Here is a 16,571-nt window from a genome sequence, read left to right as displayed (position 1 = left end):
ACGGGCGTATCGCCTCTTCCTTACTTGGAGAGATATTCGACTGTACCATACTGCGCTTTCAGCAAGTCAAACTTCTGATCTATAAATTGTTTTGCGTTTCCCGACAACCTGATATGCGCCTTTTGATAGTGCTTTCTGGCAACTGCTGGAATATCCTCCTGCCTGCCGAAGGAAGCCACATAGGTGTCGGAGCCCAGAGCGTCCCAAACCACATCCATAGGGACACCGTTTTTTACAGCGGTATCGAGCACTTCACAATCTTTTATGATGCAGAACCAAGGAAACCGATCCATCCAATCATATTTTTGAAGCATGGGCTCCGTGGCATAGTGCTCGGAGGAAAATTCCGCCAGATGCCCTCTGCCTATAATGACTGGCTGTTTTTTACCGCGCCGGTCGGAGGTCAAAGCGGCGATGTAAATTTCATCATTTTCCTTGACGGACCCGGCCCTGAAAGGATAATTGGAGAGATAGGCCGTATTGCCGTTTAACGGGAAGGAGGTCAAGGTATACGTCTCATCGGGAAGAAATCGGTCGTCGCCCTCCCCGACAAATTTCAGCCAGATGGTGTATGGATACCGGATTTGTTCCGTGTGCTCCATTTCCTGAAACAATTCGCATACCAGGTCATGGTCCGCCTGACAGGCGTCCAATTCCTTCAGTTTTTCATCAACGGTCAATTCCTTTTTGCGCTTATCCAGGGAGGCACCATACATTTGAATGCTGCGAACCGTGCTCTTCCCCTCATTCTTTTTTGATTGGTAGAGCGCCGCGTACTTTTCCCTCGCGTCTTTGAGCATTCCGGGTGTAACGATTCCGCCCTCGGAGGAGCTCAGCTCCCGCGCCATATTGTCAAAATACGCCCCAAGCTCTTCCAAAACCTGTGCCTCGTCAGAAAGCAGCAGCGACAATTCCACGTTGCTTTTAAACCCGCCGCTGGTGAAGTTCGCGGAGCCCAGGATGGCATTCCTGCCATCGAAGAGATACAGCTTTGTGTGCAGCTTCTGGACGGCGTAAACGGTGATGCCATTATGCAGCATCAGTTCCAAAGCGTCCAGGCTGTTTGCTTTTGCAATCAAATCCTCCAAATATAAACGAGTGATGAAGGTACAGGAAATGTGCCGCCTGGCCGCAGCCGCGCATAAGAGCTCTGCCATGGATACCGTTAAGAAAGGACTGATTATTTTGATTTCCGCTTGGGACTCTTCAAAGAGGTCTAAAATCGTCTCCAAATGATTGGTCGTCAACAATTCAATCACAGGGCCGCCTCCTGACGTCTGCCGCGTCCATATCCATTTTTTTGTTCAGACTTTTCTGCTCAAGCAACCCTTTGGCCGATTCCTGCTCAGTGTCCGATGAGGAAATCCAGGATGTCCCAGCCGTCGCTGCCCTGCTGTTTGTAGAGCTCGGTATACCCGCAGCGGGTGCAGGAGATGGTGAGGAATTTCTTGTTCTGCACGTCGAAGACCTTGGCGAAGTTGCCGCCGGTGGCCTGGAACTGGTCGTGTTCATAGGTGGTGCACCCGCACTTGGGACAGACGTACTGCTGCTGCTCCATGGAAAAGCCTCCTTTTATTTCAATAATCGTATTTTAACGCAAAACCCTTGCCTTGGGAAGGGAACAAATGCTAAAATCTTTTCAGGGTGTATCTGAGAATTGGCGGAATGGGCAGGAGCGAGGGATTTTTTCGCTCGGCGAGCCATTTTGCCGCGGGAATCCTGACGGATTTCAAGGAAAAATGGCGATGTCCGAGCGGGAAAAGACCCGCCACTGGGCATTTCGCCGGTTTTCAGATGCACCCTAAAGAAGGGGGTGGGGGCATGGTCTGGACGGTGGAGATGGGGGATGCCCACGCCCTTTTGGCCCGGCTGGCGGAGGAGGTCTGGGGGCTGGACCCCCTGCCGGAACCGGCCCGCCTGCCGGGGGGGAAGCCCTGGTTCCCCGGCCGGCCGGAGCGGTGCTTCAGCCTCAGCCACTCCGGGCCGCTGTCCCTGTGCGTTTTGTCGGACCGGCCGGTGGGGGGGGACGTGGAGCGCCTCCGCCCCAGGCGGGAGGGCCTGCCCCGGTACGTGTTCAGCGACGGGGAACTGGAGTGGTTCCGCGCCCGTGGGGCGCGCTGGGAGGACTTCTACACCCTGTGGACCATGAAGGAGGCCCGGGTGAAATGCACCGGTGAGGGCCTGCGCCGTCCGGCCCGGGAGATCGCCGTGCCCCTGCTGGACCCCGGGGGGACAGAGGAGCGGGACGGCTTCCGGTTCACCGCCCTGGCCGGGGAGGGCTGGCGGGGGGCGGTGTGCGAGGCGCTGGAGTGACCGCGGGAAAGGGACTTCTCCGCCGCCCTCCCGGTACAAAATCCATCCAATTATTGCGAAACCATTAAAAATCCGCCCCCTGACTGTTCAGGCGGGCGGATTTGGATTATAATAACGCTGTTATCTTTTCAGGCCGTCCGGCCGCTTTCAACGGAGGGAACACTATGTATTACATCGGAATCGACCTGGGCGGCACCAACGTGGCCGCCGGCATCGTGGACGGCGGCGGCCGTCTGCTGGGCCAGTTCAGCCACCCCACGCCCAAGGGAGCCCAGGCGGTGGCGGAGGCTGTGGCCCACGCCGCCCAAGAGGCGGCCCGCCGCGCCGGGGTGGACCCCGCCGGGGCCCAGTCTGTGGGATTGGCCTCCCCCGGCTCCATCGACCCCGCCGGGGGCATCGTGGAGCACGCCTTCAACCTGGGCCTGGACCACGTGCCCCTGGCCGGCATGGTGTCCGATCTGCTGGGTCTGCCCGCCGTGCTGGAAAACGACGCCAACGCCGCCGCCCTGGGAGAGTTCGTGGCGGGGGCGGGGAAGGAAGCCCGCTCCCTGGTGGCGGTGACTCTGGGCACCGGCGTGGGGGCCGGGGCGGTGCTGGACGGAAAGCTCTATACCGGCTTCAATTACGCCGGAATGGAGGCCGGGCACATGGTCATCCACCGGGGCGGGCGCCCCTGTACCTGCGGCCGCCTGGGCTGCTGGGAGGCCTACGCCTCGGCCACCGGCCTCATTTCCTCTACCCGGGCCGCCATGGCCGCCCACCCGGACAGCGCCCTGTGGACCTTCGCCCCCACCCCGGAGGCGGTAGACGGCAAGACCGCCTTCGACGCCGCCCGGACGGGGGACCCCGCGGCCCGGGCCGTGGTGGAGGACTACGTGGGGGACCTGGCCTGCGGCATCGTCAACCTGGTGAATCTCTTCCAGCCCGAGGTGCTGTGCGTGGGGGGCGGCGTCTCCAAGCAGGGGGAGGCCCTGCTCGCCCCCATCCGGGCCATCCTGGACCGGGAGGAATTCACCCGGGACGGGGCGCGCCGGACCCGGCTGTGCCCGGCCCGGCTGGGCAATGACGCCGGCATCATCGGCGCGGCCCTGGTCCCGGTGTACCGCTGAGGCTCAGCAGGGGGAAAAGCCGTCCTCCTCCTCCGGCGGCGGGGCAAAAGGCTGCCCCCCCTCGGGGAAGAAGGCCAGAGAGGCGCCGTAGAGCACCGCCGCGGCCACGGCGATGGCCTGGACCTTGTTGTCCATGAGCCAGGGGCCGTATTTTTCCCACAGGGGGTATCCCTTCCCGGCACAGAGTTTTTCCGCGGCGTATACCACCGCGATGGCGATCACCACGCACACCGCCAGCCGGGTCATCAGTTCGCCTTTGTTTGGTTCCAGTTTCAAAGCCACCGCCTCCTTATCCCTATGTATGCGGGGGACGAGGCATGATAGAAGGATGATTTGCCGCAATGAAAGAAAGAAAAGCGCCGCAATCGAAGATCCCCGTCCAGCGGGCGGCCATCCCGGTGGAGGACCCGGCCCCGGAGTCGGGCCTGAGCCGGGAGCAGGTGACCCTCCGCCAGAAGGGCGGCTGGTCCAACGTGGCGGTGGAGAGCCCCACCAAGACGGAAAAAGAGATCGTGAAGGAGAATGTATTCACCTTTTTCAACCTCATCTTTCTGGTGCTGGCCGTGGCCCTGCTGGCGGTGGGGTCCTATAAGGACGCCACCTTCATCTTCATCGCCGTGGCCAACACCGCCATCGGCATCTTCCAGGAGATCCGCTCCAAGCGGACCATCGACAAGCTGAAGCTGCTGGCCGCCCCCCGGGGCACCGTGGTGCGGGAGGGGGCGGAGATGAGCGTACCCACCGACCACATGGTCCGGGACGACATCGCCGTCTTTTCCGCCGGGGACCAGATCACCGCCGACGCCGTGGTCCGCTCCGGCGTGGTCCAGGTCAACGAGGCCATGATCACCGGCGAGGCCGACCCCCTGGAGAAGGGTCCGGGGGGCAAGCTGCGCTCCGGCTCCTTCGTGGTCTCCGGCTCCTGCCGGGCCCAGCTCACCCAGGTGGGGGCGGACTCCTACGCCGCCCGGCTGACCCTGGAGGCCAAGAAGGACGTGAACGCGGGCCGGTCGGAGATGATGGCCTCCCTGGACAAGCTCATCCGGGTCATCGGCGTGGCTCTGGTCCCCATGGGGGCCATCCTCTTCTGGAAGCAGTATTTCGTGCTGGAACTGGGGCTGAAGCAGGCGGTCACCGCCACGGTGGCCGCCCTCATCGGCATGATCCCCGAGGGGCTCTACCTCCTCACCAGCGTGGCCCTGGCGGTGAGCATGATCCGCCTGGCCCAGAAAAAGACCCTGGCCCAGGACATGAACTGCATCGAGACCCTGGCCCGGGTGGACGTCCTCTGCGTGGACAAGACCGGCACCATCACCGAGCAGAAGATGACCGTGCGGGAGGTGGTGCCCCTGGACGAGGAGCGCTATCCCATGGAGCGGGTGGAGGAGGCGGTGAGCGCCCTCTACCAGGCCTTGGGGGCGGACAACGACACGGGGCGGGCCATGGCCGAGCGCTTCCAAAAGAAGGTGGGATGGAAGCCCTCCGCCACGGTCCCCTTCACCTCCGCCAACAAGTATTCCGCCGCCGTCTTTCCCGGCCAGGGGGCCTTCGTGGCCGGAGCCCCGGAATTCGTGATGGGAGAGCGCTACGAGGACTTGAAGGAGATGGTGGAGCCATACTCCGCCAAGGGCTACCGGGTCCTCCTCCTGGCCGAGTACGACGGCGTCCCCGACGGCAAAGGTCCTCTGGACGGCCGCCGGGTGCGCCCCATGGCCCTGGCCCTCATCTCCAACCGCATCCGCCCCGAAGCCCCCGAGACCTTTGCCTACTTCGCCCAGCAGGGGGTGGCGGTGAAGGTCATCTCCGGGGACAACCCCCTCACCGTGGCCGAGGTGGCTCGGAAGGCGGGGGTGGAGAACGCCGAGAAGTGGGTGGACGCCGCCACCCTCCAGACCGACGAGGCCATCTTTAAGGCGGCGGAGGAGTACACCGTCTTCGGCCGGGTGACCCCCGGCCAGAAGCGCAAGCTGGTGAAGGCCCTCCAGAAGCAGGGCCACACCGTGGCCATGACCGGCGACGGCGTCAACGACGTGCTGGCCCTCAAAGACGCCGACTGCGGCATCGCCATGGCCTCGGGGAGCGACGCGGCCTGCCACGCCGCCCAGCTGGTGCTGCTGGAGTCCAATTTCGCCTGTCTGCCCCAGGTGGTGGCTGAGGGGCGGCGGGTCATCAACAATATCCAGCGCTCTGCCTCCCTGTTCCTGGTGAAGAACATCTTCTCCTTCTGCCTGTCCCTCCTGACCATTTTGGTGGACATGCCCTATCCCCTGGTGCCCATCCAGCTCTCTCTGGTCAGCGCCCTCACCATCGGCTTCCCCTCCTTCGTCCTGGCCCTGGAGCCCAACAAGAGCCGGGTCAGCGGGAAATTCATGGTCAACGTCCTGCGGGAGGCCTTTCCCGGCGGCCTTACCGATCTCATCATCATCCTGGGCATCCAGGCCTTCGCCTTTGCCTTCCACTTTTCCACCCAGTCCCTCTCCACCCTGGCCGCCCTGTGTATGGCCTTCATCGGCCTGCTCATCCTTTTCCAGGTCTGCAAGCCCTTCGACGGCAAGCGCCGGGCCCTCTGGGGCGGCGTGGCGGCGGCCATGGTCTTTTGCGTGCTCTTCCTTCAGGATTTCTTCTCCCTCAGCCCCCTGGGCCTCCAGGAGGGGCTGGTGCTGGCGGTGTTCCTGGCCCTGTCCTATCCGGTGATGCGGGCCATCCTGTGGTGTTTCCGCCGGCTGGGCCGCCTGGTGTGGTCGGTTTGGAACAAAACCGGTATCAAAAAAAGGAAGAAAAGCTGAAATTTTCTTGCAGACAGCGGACTGAAATGTTACAATGTGCGTATGATGAAACAAAGAGAGGTGTTCTGAATGGAAGAAAACTTTTATGCGCAGGAAAAAATGCAGGAGCAGGGCGTGACGGGGGAGAGCATCGGCAGATACACCGCCAAGACCTTTCTGACCATGTTCCTGGGTCTGCTGGTGACCTTCGGCGTGGCCTTCTTCGGCTACGCCACCGGAGCGATCATCTACGTCTTTTATATCCCCATGTTCCACGTGGTGCTGCTGGTGGCCGAGCTGGCGGTGGTGCTGGGCATGACGGCCTTCCTCCACAAGATCTCCACCGGGACGGCCACCGTGTTCTTTTTCCTCTACTCCATCCTCAACGGCATCGTCTTTTCCGCCTACTTCCTGATTTTTGAGATCCCCAGCCTCATTCTGGTCTTTGCCGCCACCTCCCTCTATTTCGGCGGCATGGCGGTGTTCGGCTACGTCACCCACATCGACCTGTCCCGGATCCGCACCGTCCTGCTGGGCGGGCTCATCTTCCTCATCGTGATGAACCTGCTGATGATGTTCATTCCCGGCCTGCAGGTCATGGATCAGGTGATCTGCACCGTGGGCCTCATCCTCTTCCTGGCCTATACCGCCTATGACACCCAGAAGATCAAGGCCTTCTACCAGGCGTACAGCGGCGACCCGGTGATGCTGAAAAAGGCCTCCATCTACTCCGCTTTGCAGCTCTATCTGGACTTTGTGAACATGTTCCTCTACGTGCTGCGCATCTTCGGCAAGCGGAAGAACTGAGCGGTCAAACAAAAGAGAGCCCGCGCCCAACGGCGCGGACTCTCTTTTTGCTTTCACGGCCCCCCAAGCCTCCGGAGGAAAACCGGCCCCCACGGCCGTTTTTCCTATTCGGGAAGGTTCCAGTTCAGATCGGTGAAATAGGGGGCCTGCTTACGCATACGGAATTCCGCCACGTCCTTTTTCGACCAGTCGTAGAGCCCCTGCCCGGCGGCCACGCCGGTCTTTCCGCTCTCCAGCCCGGCCGTCACGATGCCCTGGATGTCCTTGGTGTCACACAGGGAGGGGTAGACGTTGGCGGCGATGTCTCGCTCCAGCTGGAAGCCCACCTCGTCGAAGTACTCCAGCAGGCCGATGGAGGCGTACCGCTTGCCCACCGCCCATTTCACCGCCTTGTCGATGTCCTCCGCCGTGGCCACCCCCTGCTCGATAAGGTAGAGGGACTCCCGGAACATGGCCTGGGCCAGCCGGTTCACCAGCAGGCCGGGCACGTCCCGCCGCAGCAGCACCACCTGCCGGTCCAGGCGGCCCTCCAGCAGGGTCTTAGCCCGGTCCAGGACCGCCGGTTCGGTCCGCTCGCTGGGCACCAGCTCCACCAGGGGGAGCATATGGGCGGGCTGGAAGGGGTGGGCGATGACCAGCCGCTCCGGCCGCTCCACCAGCGCCGCCAGGGCGGCGGCGGTGAGGGAGGAGGTGCAGGAGGCGAGAATGGTGTCCGCCCCGCACACGGCCTCCACGGCGGCGTAGACCGACTGCTTCACCGTCAGATCCTCGGCCACCGCCTCAAAAATAAAGGTGCGCCCGGCCAGGGCCGCCGGGTCGTCCGTCAGGGTGAGGAGCTCCATGGCGGCCTCTTTGTTCCGCTGGGTGGCCAGGCCTTGGGCGATGAGATCGTCCCAGTTTTTCCCGATGGCCGCCCGGCACCGCTCCAGCCCGGGGGCGGAGTGCCCCACCACCACGGTCTCGAAGCCGTTGCCGATGCACAGGGTGGCCTCGCAGGCGCCGATGACGCCGCTTCCGTAAACGCCGATCTTTTCCATCCTTGTCCCTCCTGTATGCTTTTCATTTATGAAAAGCATACAGGAGGGGAAGGGTAAAGTCAAGCTCAGCAGGGGAGGGTGACCCAGCTCCAGACGCCGGAGAGGTCAAAAAAGAGGATGTTGTCCGGCGGGAAAAAGGTAAAGACGATCAGCGCGGCGCCCAGCAGGGCCGTCAAAAGGGCCAGCGGGAAAAAGCGGCCGGAGCCCAGGGGCGTATTTCCATAACAGGGGAGAAAAAAGCACACCGCCGCCAGCACCACGTAGAGGGCGATGTCAAAAAACAGGGATTCCCCCCGCAGCAGGACGTGATAGGCCCAGCCCACGGCCAGCATGGCGGCGCAGGAGAGGAGCAGGGCGGCCATCCGGGGGGCCAACTCCTCCCGGCGGCCCCGGGCCAAGAGGGCCCCGGCAATCAGGCAGGGCCAGTACAGGATCTTCAAATGCTCCCACAGGCTCTCGTTCACCGGGCTCAAAAGGGCGGTGAGGAGGGCGGGGCGCAGGTCGTACAGGAAATGGAGGCAGGCCCCGGCCACCGTGGTGGCCGCGAAGGCCAGCCAGATTTTTTTCGAACAATTTTTCATGGTCGCCGCCTCCCTTTTTTTCCGTATAATCTATGGACAAGGGAGAAAAAATATGCGGGGAGGTTCCGCCCTCTTTCAGCGATGTTAAAAAATGGATAACTGGCCCCATTTGCCGGGATAGAATCCGTCCGCCCTGCCGCCCCGCGCCCGGCAAAAACCACCAAGCCAAAGCCGCTGTTCATTTCCAGTGTGCCCGTTCCCCCATCGGCTCATATTAAAACCGGGTCCCAAAATACCGGCGGCAGTTTTGCGGCAGCGGCCGCTTGCCCTGCCGCCCCTGTTTTCGGACCCGGCGGGAGACGGCGCCCTTGGGCGCTGTTTTCAAATTTTGATGGGGGTGGTCGATTGAAAGAGGAACATCGGGAGCGGCCCGGGGCGGGATACGCCCTGCCTCTGCTCCGGGCGGCTGCGGTGGCCCTGGTGCTGCTGGGGCTCATGGGGCAGGGCGGAGCCTTTGCCCGGGCGGCGGAGGTCCGGCCGGTGAGCGGGGCGGCATCGGTGCGGACCGTGGTCCCGGTAGGACGGGCGGTAGGCATCAAGTTATTTTCTGACGGCGTGATGGTGGTGGGCTTTTCACAGATCCCGGCGGCGGGGGGAAACGCCACCCCGGCCAAGTCCTGCGGCTTAAAAGAGGGTGACATCATCACCCATATCAACGCCGCCGAGGTGGACACCATCGAGGAGGTCCAGGAGCAGCTGGCCCAGGTGGGCGGGCAGGCCATGAGCATCCGGGCCCTGCGGAACGGGCACGCGCTCCAGGTCACCGCCCAGGCGGTCCAGTGCTCCACCGACGGCAGCTATAAGCTGGGGGCCTGGCTGCGGGATTCCATGGCGGGCATCGGCACCGTCACCTATTACGACCCCGCCACCGGGGACTTCGGCGCCCTGGGCCACGGGATCAACGACGTGGATACCGCCCAGCTCATGCCCATGGAGAGCGGCAACGTGTTGGGGGCAACCGTCTCCGACGTGAAAAAAGGCCGCCGGGGCGAGCCGGGGGAACTCCACGGGGCCTTTGACCTGACCGAGGACCTGGGGGAACTGAGGGCCAACACGGCCCACGGCATCTTCGGCACCCTCTCCAACGACAGCCTGGCCTCGGGCCTGGAGCCGGTGGAGGTGGCCGCCCGGAACCAGGTGGAGACCGGAAAGGCCGTCATCTATTCCAATATCTCTGGGGACGAGGTAAAGGCCTATGAGGTGGAGATCACCAAGCTCTTCCCCAACGCCTCCGACGGCCGGGACATGATGGTGAAGGTCACCGACCCCGCCCTCCTGGCCGCCACCGGGGGCATCGTCCAGGGGATGTCCGGCTCTCCCATCCTGCAAAACGGGCGGCTGGTGGGGGCCGTGACCCACGTGCTGGTGGGCGATCCCACCCAGGGCTACGGCATCCAGGCGGAAAACATGCTCCAGGCGGGAGCGGAAGCGGTCTGACAAACCAAATAGGGGAAGGGCCCGCCATCCGGCGGGCCCTTCCCCTGCGAAAATGGAAATAGAACATGCGGGAACTGGGAGAAATGGGGATAACAGGAAAATGGAGGCCTTAAATATTCCGTTTTCTTCCAGAAATAGGACAAAAATAAGGCACAAAGAACCACAATTTTTCATTTTTCGAGGTTCTTTCTCCAACATCCAGTCGAATCAAGTCGATTTATTCTTATCCAAAAATTGGCAAAACCCCATTGCGTTCGCTGTCTATTTATGGTAAATTATTGAAGACCGGTAATCAGCCATGGCCAGGCGAACATAGAAGCGGAAAGGGAGTCCGATTGAATGGATAAGAAGAAAGTTTTGGTGGCGGACGCGGGAGAGGAATTCCGCCGCCTTTTGGTGGAGACCATTGACGCGGAGAACGACCTCACTGTGGTGGGGGACACCGGAGACGGTGAAGAGGCCCTGTCCCTGTGCGACAAGCGCCAGCCCGACGTGGTCGTCATGGATATGATCCTGGCCAAGGTAGACGGCGTGGAGCTCCTCTCCGCGCTGGAAAGCAGGAACCCCAGGCCCAAGGTGCTGGTCATCTCCAGCTTTGCCAGCGGCAGTGTGGCCGACCTGGCCGCCGCCAAGGGGGCCGACTATTTCATGATGAAGCCCTGCAAGACGGGCTCCGTGGTGGAGCGGATCCGCCAGGTGACCAGCATGGCCCGGGCGGACACCGCCGAGACCGAGCGCCGGGGCCAGAGCCTTGAGGGCACCGTCACCGGCATCATCCACGAGATCGGCGTGCCCGCCCACATCAAGGGCTACCAGTACCTCCGGGAGGCCATCATGATCGCCGTGGAGGACATGGACGTCATCAACGCCGTCACCAAGGTCCTCTATCCAGAGGTGGCCAAACGCTTCGGTACCACCGCCAGCCGGGTGGAGCGGGCCATCCGCCACGCCATCGAGGTGGCCTGGGACCGGGGCGACCTGGAAACGCTGCAAAAGTACTTCGGCTACACAGTCTCCAACGCCAAGGGCAAGCCCACCAATTCCGAATTCATCGCCATGATCGCAGACCGGCTCCAGCTCCAGCGGAAGGAAAAGTAAAGGGGGCAAAATTTCTAGTGTCCTGACAGGCTGCGCTTTCTTCAAAAATAGGCAGCGGCGATCATTATCGTGTCAATCGCCGATTGATTGTTTGCGGCAACAAACACGCTCGCTCGATTTCTTGGTTCCCGGAACCGGCGGACTTGGGGTCTTTCACATTCAAAGGAAAAAAGACTTTTCTGTCCCGGCCGGAGGCTGCGATATTGGCGGTAAGGGTCCAACAACTGTGGGGACCCGCGGCGGAGGGTTTGTTTGCTGAAATTCCAATGAGAGATTCCATCAGCGGCGGGATACCCCCGAGGCGCGGCCTCGGGAAGGTCCCGAATAGAAAGAAGGGGCCCATGCCGCCGGCATGGGCCTCTTTCTTTTATTTCCTGGGCTTCTTCTCCTGAAGCGTATCGTGGTCGTCCAGCAGCATTTGAGAGGCCAGGTCGAAGTCCTGCCGGTCCTCGTAGCGGTTGACCAGCTCGCTCTCCTCCAGATCGGAGTAGTCCTTCTCCTTGCTCTTGTAGACCAGCTTCAAAAGGATGGGGGTGATGACAGTGGTGACGATGACCACCAGCACCACCGGGCCGAAGAAGGCGTCGTTCATCAGCCCGGAGGCGATGCCCTTGTTGGCCACGATGAGGGCCACCTCGCCCCGGGAGATCATGCCTACACCGATCCGGAGGGCGTCCTTGCCGGTGTAGCCGCAAAACCTGGCCCCCAGCCCGCAGCCCACCACCTTGCTGGCCACCGCCGCCAGGATGAGGAGCACCGAGAAGAGCACCACGGCGCCGGACATCTGGGGCAGCACCACCTTCAGGCCGATGCTGGCAAAAAAGACGGGGGAGAGGAGCATGCAGGAGAGGGTGTCGAACCGGTTCTCCAGATAGGCCACCTTGGGCGTCCCGGCGAAGATGACCCCCATGATATAGGCCCCCGTGATGTCGGCCACCCCGAAGATGTCCTCGGCCACGTAGGCGTAGAGGAGGCACAGGGCGAAGGCCACCACCAGAAACCGCCGCTTATCGTTGGCGGTGGTCTCAAACCACTTCTGCACCAGCTTGTGGAGCACCACGCCCACCACCAGGCTGAGGGCGAAGAAGAGGACAATTTTTAAAAGCACGATGCCGATGCCGGCCCCCTGGCCCGCCATGGAGGTGACGATGGTCAGGGCCACGATGCCCAGCACGTCGTCGATGAGGGCGGCCCCCAAAATGGCGTTGCCCGACCGGGTGGAGAGCTTGCCCAGCTCTTTGAGGGTCTCCACCGTGATGCTCACCGAGGTGGCGGTGAGGATCACGCCGATAAAGACGTTTTGCAGAAATTCCCCCCGGTTGAAGAAGCAGGCCACGGCGAAGCCCGCCGCGAGAGGGACGATGACGCCGATCAGGGCGATGACGAAGGCCGCCTTGCCCGAGCGCTTGAGCCCGTCCAGGTCGGTCTCCAGCCCCGCGGTGAACATGAGGACGATGACCCCCAGCTCGGCGATCTGATCCAGAAAGGTGGTCTCGCCGATAAGGCCGAAGCAGGCCGGACCCAGCAGGACCCCCGCGATGAGGGCGCCCACCACCTGGGGCAGGGAGACCCGCTTGGTGAGGATGCCCAGCAGCTTGGTGCACAGCAGGATCACCGCCAGCCGCAGCAGAAATTGATAGTCCATGGTTTGCCTCCTTTGCAGGATATTTATTCTAGGCGTATCGGCGGTCCGGCGCAAGGGTGAAAACGACCAAAAAGCGGCGGGTCCGGCCCCCACACTTTGGAGGGGGGCCAAAATTCTCCGGCATTGCCTTTTTTTCTCGCCTATGATATCATGTAGTAGCTTAATCAAAGATAAAGGGGAGATTCCAATGACCATCGATTTTAAACCCAGGGGAGTCTGTTCCCAGCGGATGATCATCGAGGTGGAGGACGGCGTGGTCCAGTCCCTTCAGGTGCGGGGCGGCTGCAACGGAAACCTCCAGGGCATCAGCAAGCTGGTGGAGGGCATGCCGGTGGCCGAGGTGATCGGCCGCCTGGAGGGGATCCGGTGCGGCTTCAAGCCCACCTCCTGCCCCGATCAGCTGGCCCAGGCCCTCAAACAGGCCATGTGACAGCCAAAAGGCGGCGCCGTGAAAACGGCGCCGCCTCTTTTTTCAAAAAGGGCTTGTAGTATAAAACCCCTCTGCTATACTGGCCTCAACGGCGCCGTAAAAATCAAAAAGCGAAGGAGATTTTTATGGAACAACAGTATATCGTCAGGCCCATCGGCGTGATCCGTGCCGGCAGTGAGGGCTTCCGCCTTGAGCTGGAGCCGGAGTACTGCCCTGCCCTGGAGGGCCTGGAGGGGTACAGCCACCTCCAGGTTTTGTGGTGGTTCGACCGCTGTGACAACGCCCCTTCCCGGGCCAAGCGGTGGGAGAGTAAGCCCTATACCAACGCCCCCGACCGGCTGGGGACCTTCGCCACCCGGGCCCCGGAGCGGCCCAATCCCTTGGCCTTGTCCTGCGCGGGCATCCTGGGACTGGATCGGAAGCGGGGCGTGGTCGCGCTGGATTACCTGGATGCCGGGGACGGTAGTCCCGTGCTGGATTTGAAGCCTTACGTTCCCAGCCTGGACCGGGTGGAGCGGCCCGCCGTGCCGGATTGGTGCGCCCACTGGCCCGAATGTGTGGAGAAGAGCGGGGACTTCGATTGGGCGCGGGAATTTCTCTTCTAATAGGGAAAGGCTTTTGGTGCCCCCCTCCCCGCTTCACGACACGTTACCCCAACGCCTTTCCCAATAAGGCTGAAAAAACCCCGCGGCCGCTGTCAGGCGGCCGCGGGGTTCGTTATTACCGTCTCTTCCCCCGGTAGCTGGAGCGGTACACCTTCGGCGCGCTCCCGCCCCGGCGGTTGCGGCGGGAGGAGCCGAACACCAGGTGCCTTACCACCAGGATGAGGATGAGGACCACCAGCGCCAGCAGGGCGATCTTCACCCACAGGTGGCCGAAGAACCGCTGGACTTGGTCCAGCACGTAGAGGAACTGGGAGCGCTCCAGGGCGGTGGTGGCCACCAGGTCCACGGTGCCGTAGTCCTTCCCCTCGTAGGATAGGGCGATAGAGCCAAGCACCTGCCCCTTGGCGATGGGGGCCTCCAGGGTCTCGGGCAGGGTCACCTGCCGGTCAAAGACGGCGGGGTCCAGGTCGTTGGGGAGGGTGGCCTCCAGCCCCAGGGCGGGCTGGACGGTCACGTAGTCCTGCTCGGCGCACAGGGAGACGGGGATGGTGCCCACGGGGTCGATGGGGGAGAGGACCTCCTTCCGGGAGAAGGAGTTGAAGCCGTATTCCAGCAGGCGCTTGCTTTCGGTGAAGTAGTTGTTTTCCACGTCCACGCCCTTGACCCGCCAGTTTTCGCCCCCCAGGACCACGGCGATCATGGTGCGGCCGTTTTTCTCGGCGGCGGAGGCCAGGCAGTAGCCCGCCTCGGGGGTGGAGCCGGTCTTGATGCCGATGGCGTACCGGTAGAGCAGGCCGGTGGAGCCGGTCCGGAAGTTGGACACCAGGGCGTTGGTGTCGTGGAGCTCCCGCTGGGCGTGGAGGTTGGTGGCGGGGACGGTGTAGCTCACCGAGGAGACGATCTCCCGGAAGTCCGGGTGCTTCATGGCCTCCAGGCACATGCGGGAGATGTCCCGGGCGGTGGTGTAGTGGCTGTCGTCGTGGTAGCCGTGGGTGTTGACGAAGTGGGTGTTGTCCATCCCCAGCTCCGCCGCCCGCTGGTTCATGAGATCCACAAAGGCGGGGATGCTCCCGGCCACCACCACGGCCAGGGCGTTGCAGGCCTCGTTGGCCGAGGGGATGAGGGCGCAGTTGAGCAGGTCCCGCACGGTGAGGATCTCCCCGGGCTTCAAGTCCTGGGTGGAGCCCCCCTCCCCGATGCCGGTGTAGAGGGTGTCCCCCAGGGTCACCTGGGCGTCCAGGGACAGCTCTCCCCGGTCCACCGCCTCCACGGTCAAAAGGCCGGTCATCACCTTGGTGATGCTGGCGGGGTAGCGCAGCTCGTCGGCCGCCTGCTCGTAGAGGACCTCGTCGTAATCGGCGTCGATGAGGATGGCGGAGGCGGCGTTGACCGGGGAGAACGCCTCTCCCGGGGAGGAGACCGCCAGGGCGGGGGTGAAGAGGCTCAAAGCCAGAACCAGGGCCAGGAAAAACGGTGGGAGGGAACGATATTTTTTCATAGGAAACTCCTGCTTCGTGTGATATAATCAATTCGTACGTCATTATAGCAGACCGGGCCGCCGGGCGCAACGGGGAAGGGGGAGAAAGGGTGAAACTTTCCAAGCTGGAGGGCGGGGTCATTCTGGCCGCCGCCGTGTTCCTGGCCTTCACCGCCGGCTGGTTCCTCCGGGGGAACACCTCCGCCCAGCCCCTCCGGGTGGAGACCGAGCGGCGGCTGGAGGCGGCGGTGACCGCCCTGCCCGCCCCCACCCAGACGGCTCAGCCCGGGCCGGTCAATATCAATACCGCCGACGCCGCGGCCCTCATGACCCTGCCCGGCATCGGGGAGAAGCGGGCCGCCGACATCATCGCCGACCGGGAGGCCAACGGCCCTTACCGCTACCCGGAAGATCTGACCAGGGTCAGCGGCATCGGGGAAGAGACGCTGGCGGGGCTGATCGACGAGATCACAACAGGGGAGGAGACCCAATGAAAATACTGGTCGTGGACGACGAAAAAGTGCTGGTGAAGGGTATCAAGTTCAACCTGGAGAGCGAGGGCTACCAGGTGGAGGTGGGCTACGACGGCCAGGCCGCCGTGGACCTGGCCCGGGGCGGGGCCTTCGACCTCATCATCCTGGATTTGATGATGCCCAAGATCGACGGGCTCCAGGCCTGCATGCGCATCCGGGAGTTTTCCAACGTGCCCGTCATCATCCTCACCGCCAAGGGGGAGGACGCCGACAAGCTCATGGGCTTCGAGTGCGGGGCGGACGACTATATCACCAAGCCCTTCAACATCCTGGAGCTGAAGGCCCGCATCCGGGCTCTCCTGCGCCGGGCAGGCATGGCCCAGCAGAAGGAGGGGGGCGGACGGCTGGCCGCCGGCCACATCCTTCTGGACGCCGACGAGCGGGCCGCCTGGAAGGAGGGCAAGAGCGTGGAGCTCACCGCCAAGGAGTTCGACCTCATGGAGCTGCTCATGCGCAACCCCGGCCGGGTGTACAGCCGGGAGAACCTGCTGAACGTGGTCTGGGGCTACGAGTACGCCGGGGACTACCGGACGGTGGACGTCCACGTGCGGCGGCTGCGGGAAAAGCTGGAGCTGGACCCGGCCAACCCCGAGTATATCCTCACCAAGTGGGGCGTGGGCTACTATCTGAAAAGCGGGGGCTGACCGCCCCTGTGATCCCCTGCGGGAGATAGGTGTACGAAAAGCCGATGTTTCATGTGAAACATTTGTTCTATAAAACATGGGAAGGGAGGG

The 16,571-nt window shown here is 62.8% G+C and carries 17 protein-coding genes; 10 read left to right on the top strand and 7 right to left on the bottom strand.

What is annotated here, in order from left to right:
- Positions 1-20: 20 nt before the first annotated feature.
- Entirely contained in the window at positions 21-1,259 is a 1,239-nt protein-coding gene (locus AAEU42_RS06990) for a phospholipase D family protein (protein ID WP_342232815.1), read from the bottom strand.
- An 86-nt stretch (positions 1,260-1,345) separates the two neighbouring features.
- The gene (locus AAEU42_RS06985) at positions 1,346-1,558 is read right to left on the bottom strand and encodes a zinc ribbon domain-containing protein (protein WP_342232814.1); all 213 of its coding nucleotides are present in this window, start codon (positions 1,556-1,558) and stop codon (positions 1,346-1,348) included.
- A 263-nt stretch (positions 1,559-1,821) separates the two neighbouring features.
- Here AAEU42_RS06985 and AAEU42_RS06980 point away from each other — a divergent pair, with 263 nt between their 5' ends.
- Both AAEU42_RS06980 and AAEU42_RS06975 read left to right on the top strand, forming a co-directional pair.
- Positions 1,822-2,313, top strand: a complete 492-nt coding sequence (locus AAEU42_RS06980) for a 4'-phosphopantetheinyl transferase family protein (protein ID WP_342232813.1) — start codon at positions 1,822-1,824, stop codon at positions 2,311-2,313.
- Positions 2,314-2,477: 164 nt separating this feature from the next.
- On the top strand, positions 2,478-3,422 hold the full coding sequence (locus tag AAEU42_RS06975; protein ID WP_342232812.1) for an ROK family protein: 945 nt from the start codon (positions 2,478-2,480) through the stop codon (positions 3,420-3,422).
- 3 nt (positions 3,423-3,425) lie between these two features.
- Here the strand turns inward: AAEU42_RS06975 and AAEU42_RS06970 are convergent, their stop codons facing one another.
- On the bottom strand, positions 3,426-3,698 hold the full coding sequence (locus AAEU42_RS06970) for a hypothetical protein (protein ID WP_342232811.1): 273 nt from the start codon (positions 3,696-3,698) through the stop codon (positions 3,426-3,428).
- A gap of 65 nt (positions 3,699-3,763) precedes the next feature.
- Between AAEU42_RS06970 and AAEU42_RS06965 the strand changes: the two genes are divergently transcribed.
- Both AAEU42_RS06965 and AAEU42_RS06960 read left to right on the top strand, forming a co-directional pair.
- Positions 3,764-6,208 (top strand): cation-translocating P-type ATPase, encoded by a 2,445-nt coding sequence (locus AAEU42_RS06965; protein ID WP_342232810.1) that lies wholly within the window; start codon positions 3,764-3,766, stop codon positions 6,206-6,208.
- Between the two features lie 99 nt (positions 6,209-6,307).
- Positions 6,308-6,994: a Bax inhibitor-1/YccA family protein gene (locus tag AAEU42_RS06960; RefSeq protein WP_342232809.1), complete on the top strand. Its 687-nt coding sequence runs from the start codon at positions 6,308-6,310 to the stop codon at positions 6,992-6,994.
- A gap of 104 nt (positions 6,995-7,098) precedes the next feature.
- Here AAEU42_RS06960 and AAEU42_RS06955 read toward each other — a convergent pair whose 3' ends face one another.
- Together AAEU42_RS06955 and AAEU42_RS06950 are read right to left on the bottom strand one after the other, a co-directional pair.
- Positions 7,099-8,031, bottom strand: coding sequence for a 3-hydroxyacyl-CoA dehydrogenase family protein (locus AAEU42_RS06955; protein WP_342232808.1), 933 nt, complete (start codon positions 8,029-8,031; stop codon positions 7,099-7,101).
- A gap of 65 nt (positions 8,032-8,096) precedes the next feature.
- A complete protein-coding gene (locus tag AAEU42_RS06950; RefSeq protein WP_342232807.1) occupies positions 8,097-8,612 on the bottom strand; it encodes a DUF6512 family protein in 516 nt (171 codons plus the stop codon).
- Positions 8,613-8,957: 345 nt separating this feature from the next.
- Here AAEU42_RS06950 and spoIVB point away from each other — a divergent pair, with 345 nt between their 5' ends.
- The gene (gene spoIVB, locus AAEU42_RS06945; protein WP_342232806.1) at positions 8,958-10,049 is read left to right on the top strand and encodes a SpoIVB peptidase; all 1,092 of its coding nucleotides are present in this window, start codon (positions 8,958-8,960) and stop codon (positions 10,047-10,049) included.
- A gap of 339 nt (positions 10,050-10,388) precedes the next feature.
- A complete protein-coding gene (gene spo0A / locus AAEU42_RS06940; protein ID WP_342232805.1) occupies positions 10,389-11,147 on the top strand; it encodes a sporulation transcription factor Spo0A in 759 nt (252 codons plus the stop codon).
- Between the two features lie 367 nt (positions 11,148-11,514).
- Here spo0A and AAEU42_RS06935 read toward each other — a convergent pair whose 3' ends face one another.
- Positions 11,515-12,792, bottom strand: coding sequence for a cation:proton antiporter (locus AAEU42_RS06935; protein ID WP_342232804.1), 1,278 nt, complete (start codon positions 12,790-12,792; stop codon positions 11,515-11,517).
- Between the two features lie 187 nt (positions 12,793-12,979).
- On the opposite strand from AAEU42_RS06935, the gene AAEU42_RS06930 reads away from it, so the two are divergent.
- Both AAEU42_RS06930 and AAEU42_RS06925 read left to right on the top strand, forming a co-directional pair.
- Positions 12,980-13,222: a TIGR03905 family TSCPD domain-containing protein gene (locus tag AAEU42_RS06930; protein ID WP_342232803.1), complete on the top strand. Its 243-nt coding sequence runs from the start codon at positions 12,980-12,982 to the stop codon at positions 13,220-13,222.
- A gap of 125 nt (positions 13,223-13,347) precedes the next feature.
- Positions 13,348-13,827, top strand: a complete 480-nt coding sequence (locus tag AAEU42_RS06925; protein ID WP_342232802.1) for a TrmO family methyltransferase domain-containing protein — start codon at positions 13,348-13,350, stop codon at positions 13,825-13,827.
- A gap of 115 nt (positions 13,828-13,942) precedes the next feature.
- Here AAEU42_RS06925 and AAEU42_RS06920 read toward each other — a convergent pair whose 3' ends face one another.
- Entirely contained in the window at positions 13,943-15,325 is a 1,383-nt protein-coding gene (locus AAEU42_RS06920) for a D-alanyl-D-alanine carboxypeptidase family protein (RefSeq protein ID WP_342232801.1), read from the bottom strand.
- A gap of 89 nt (positions 15,326-15,414) precedes the next feature.
- Between AAEU42_RS06920 and AAEU42_RS06915 the strand changes: the two genes are divergently transcribed.
- Positions 15,415-15,798: a ComEA family DNA-binding protein gene (locus AAEU42_RS06915; protein WP_342232800.1), complete on the top strand. Its 384-nt coding sequence runs from the start codon at positions 15,415-15,417 to the stop codon at positions 15,796-15,798.
- Positions 15,795-16,481 carry a response regulator transcription factor gene (locus AAEU42_RS06910; RefSeq protein ID WP_342232799.1) on the top strand — a complete coding sequence of 229 codons (687 nt, stop codon included), beginning with the start codon at positions 15,795-15,797 and terminating at the stop codon, positions 16,479-16,481. The genes AAEU42_RS06915 and AAEU42_RS06910 overlap by 4 nt, the downstream gene beginning before the upstream one ends.
- The last annotated feature ends 90 nt before the right edge of the window (positions 16,482-16,571 follow it).

The sequence above is a fragment of the Pseudoflavonifractor phocaeensis genome (genome assembly GCF_038439875.1).
In the GTDB taxonomy this organism is placed as follows: Bacteria; Bacillota; Clostridia; order Oscillospirales; family Oscillospiraceae; genus Vermiculatibacterium.
The sequence above is the reverse complement of the archived record's forward strand: the minus strand, read 5'-3'. Positions and strand labels throughout refer to the sequence as shown.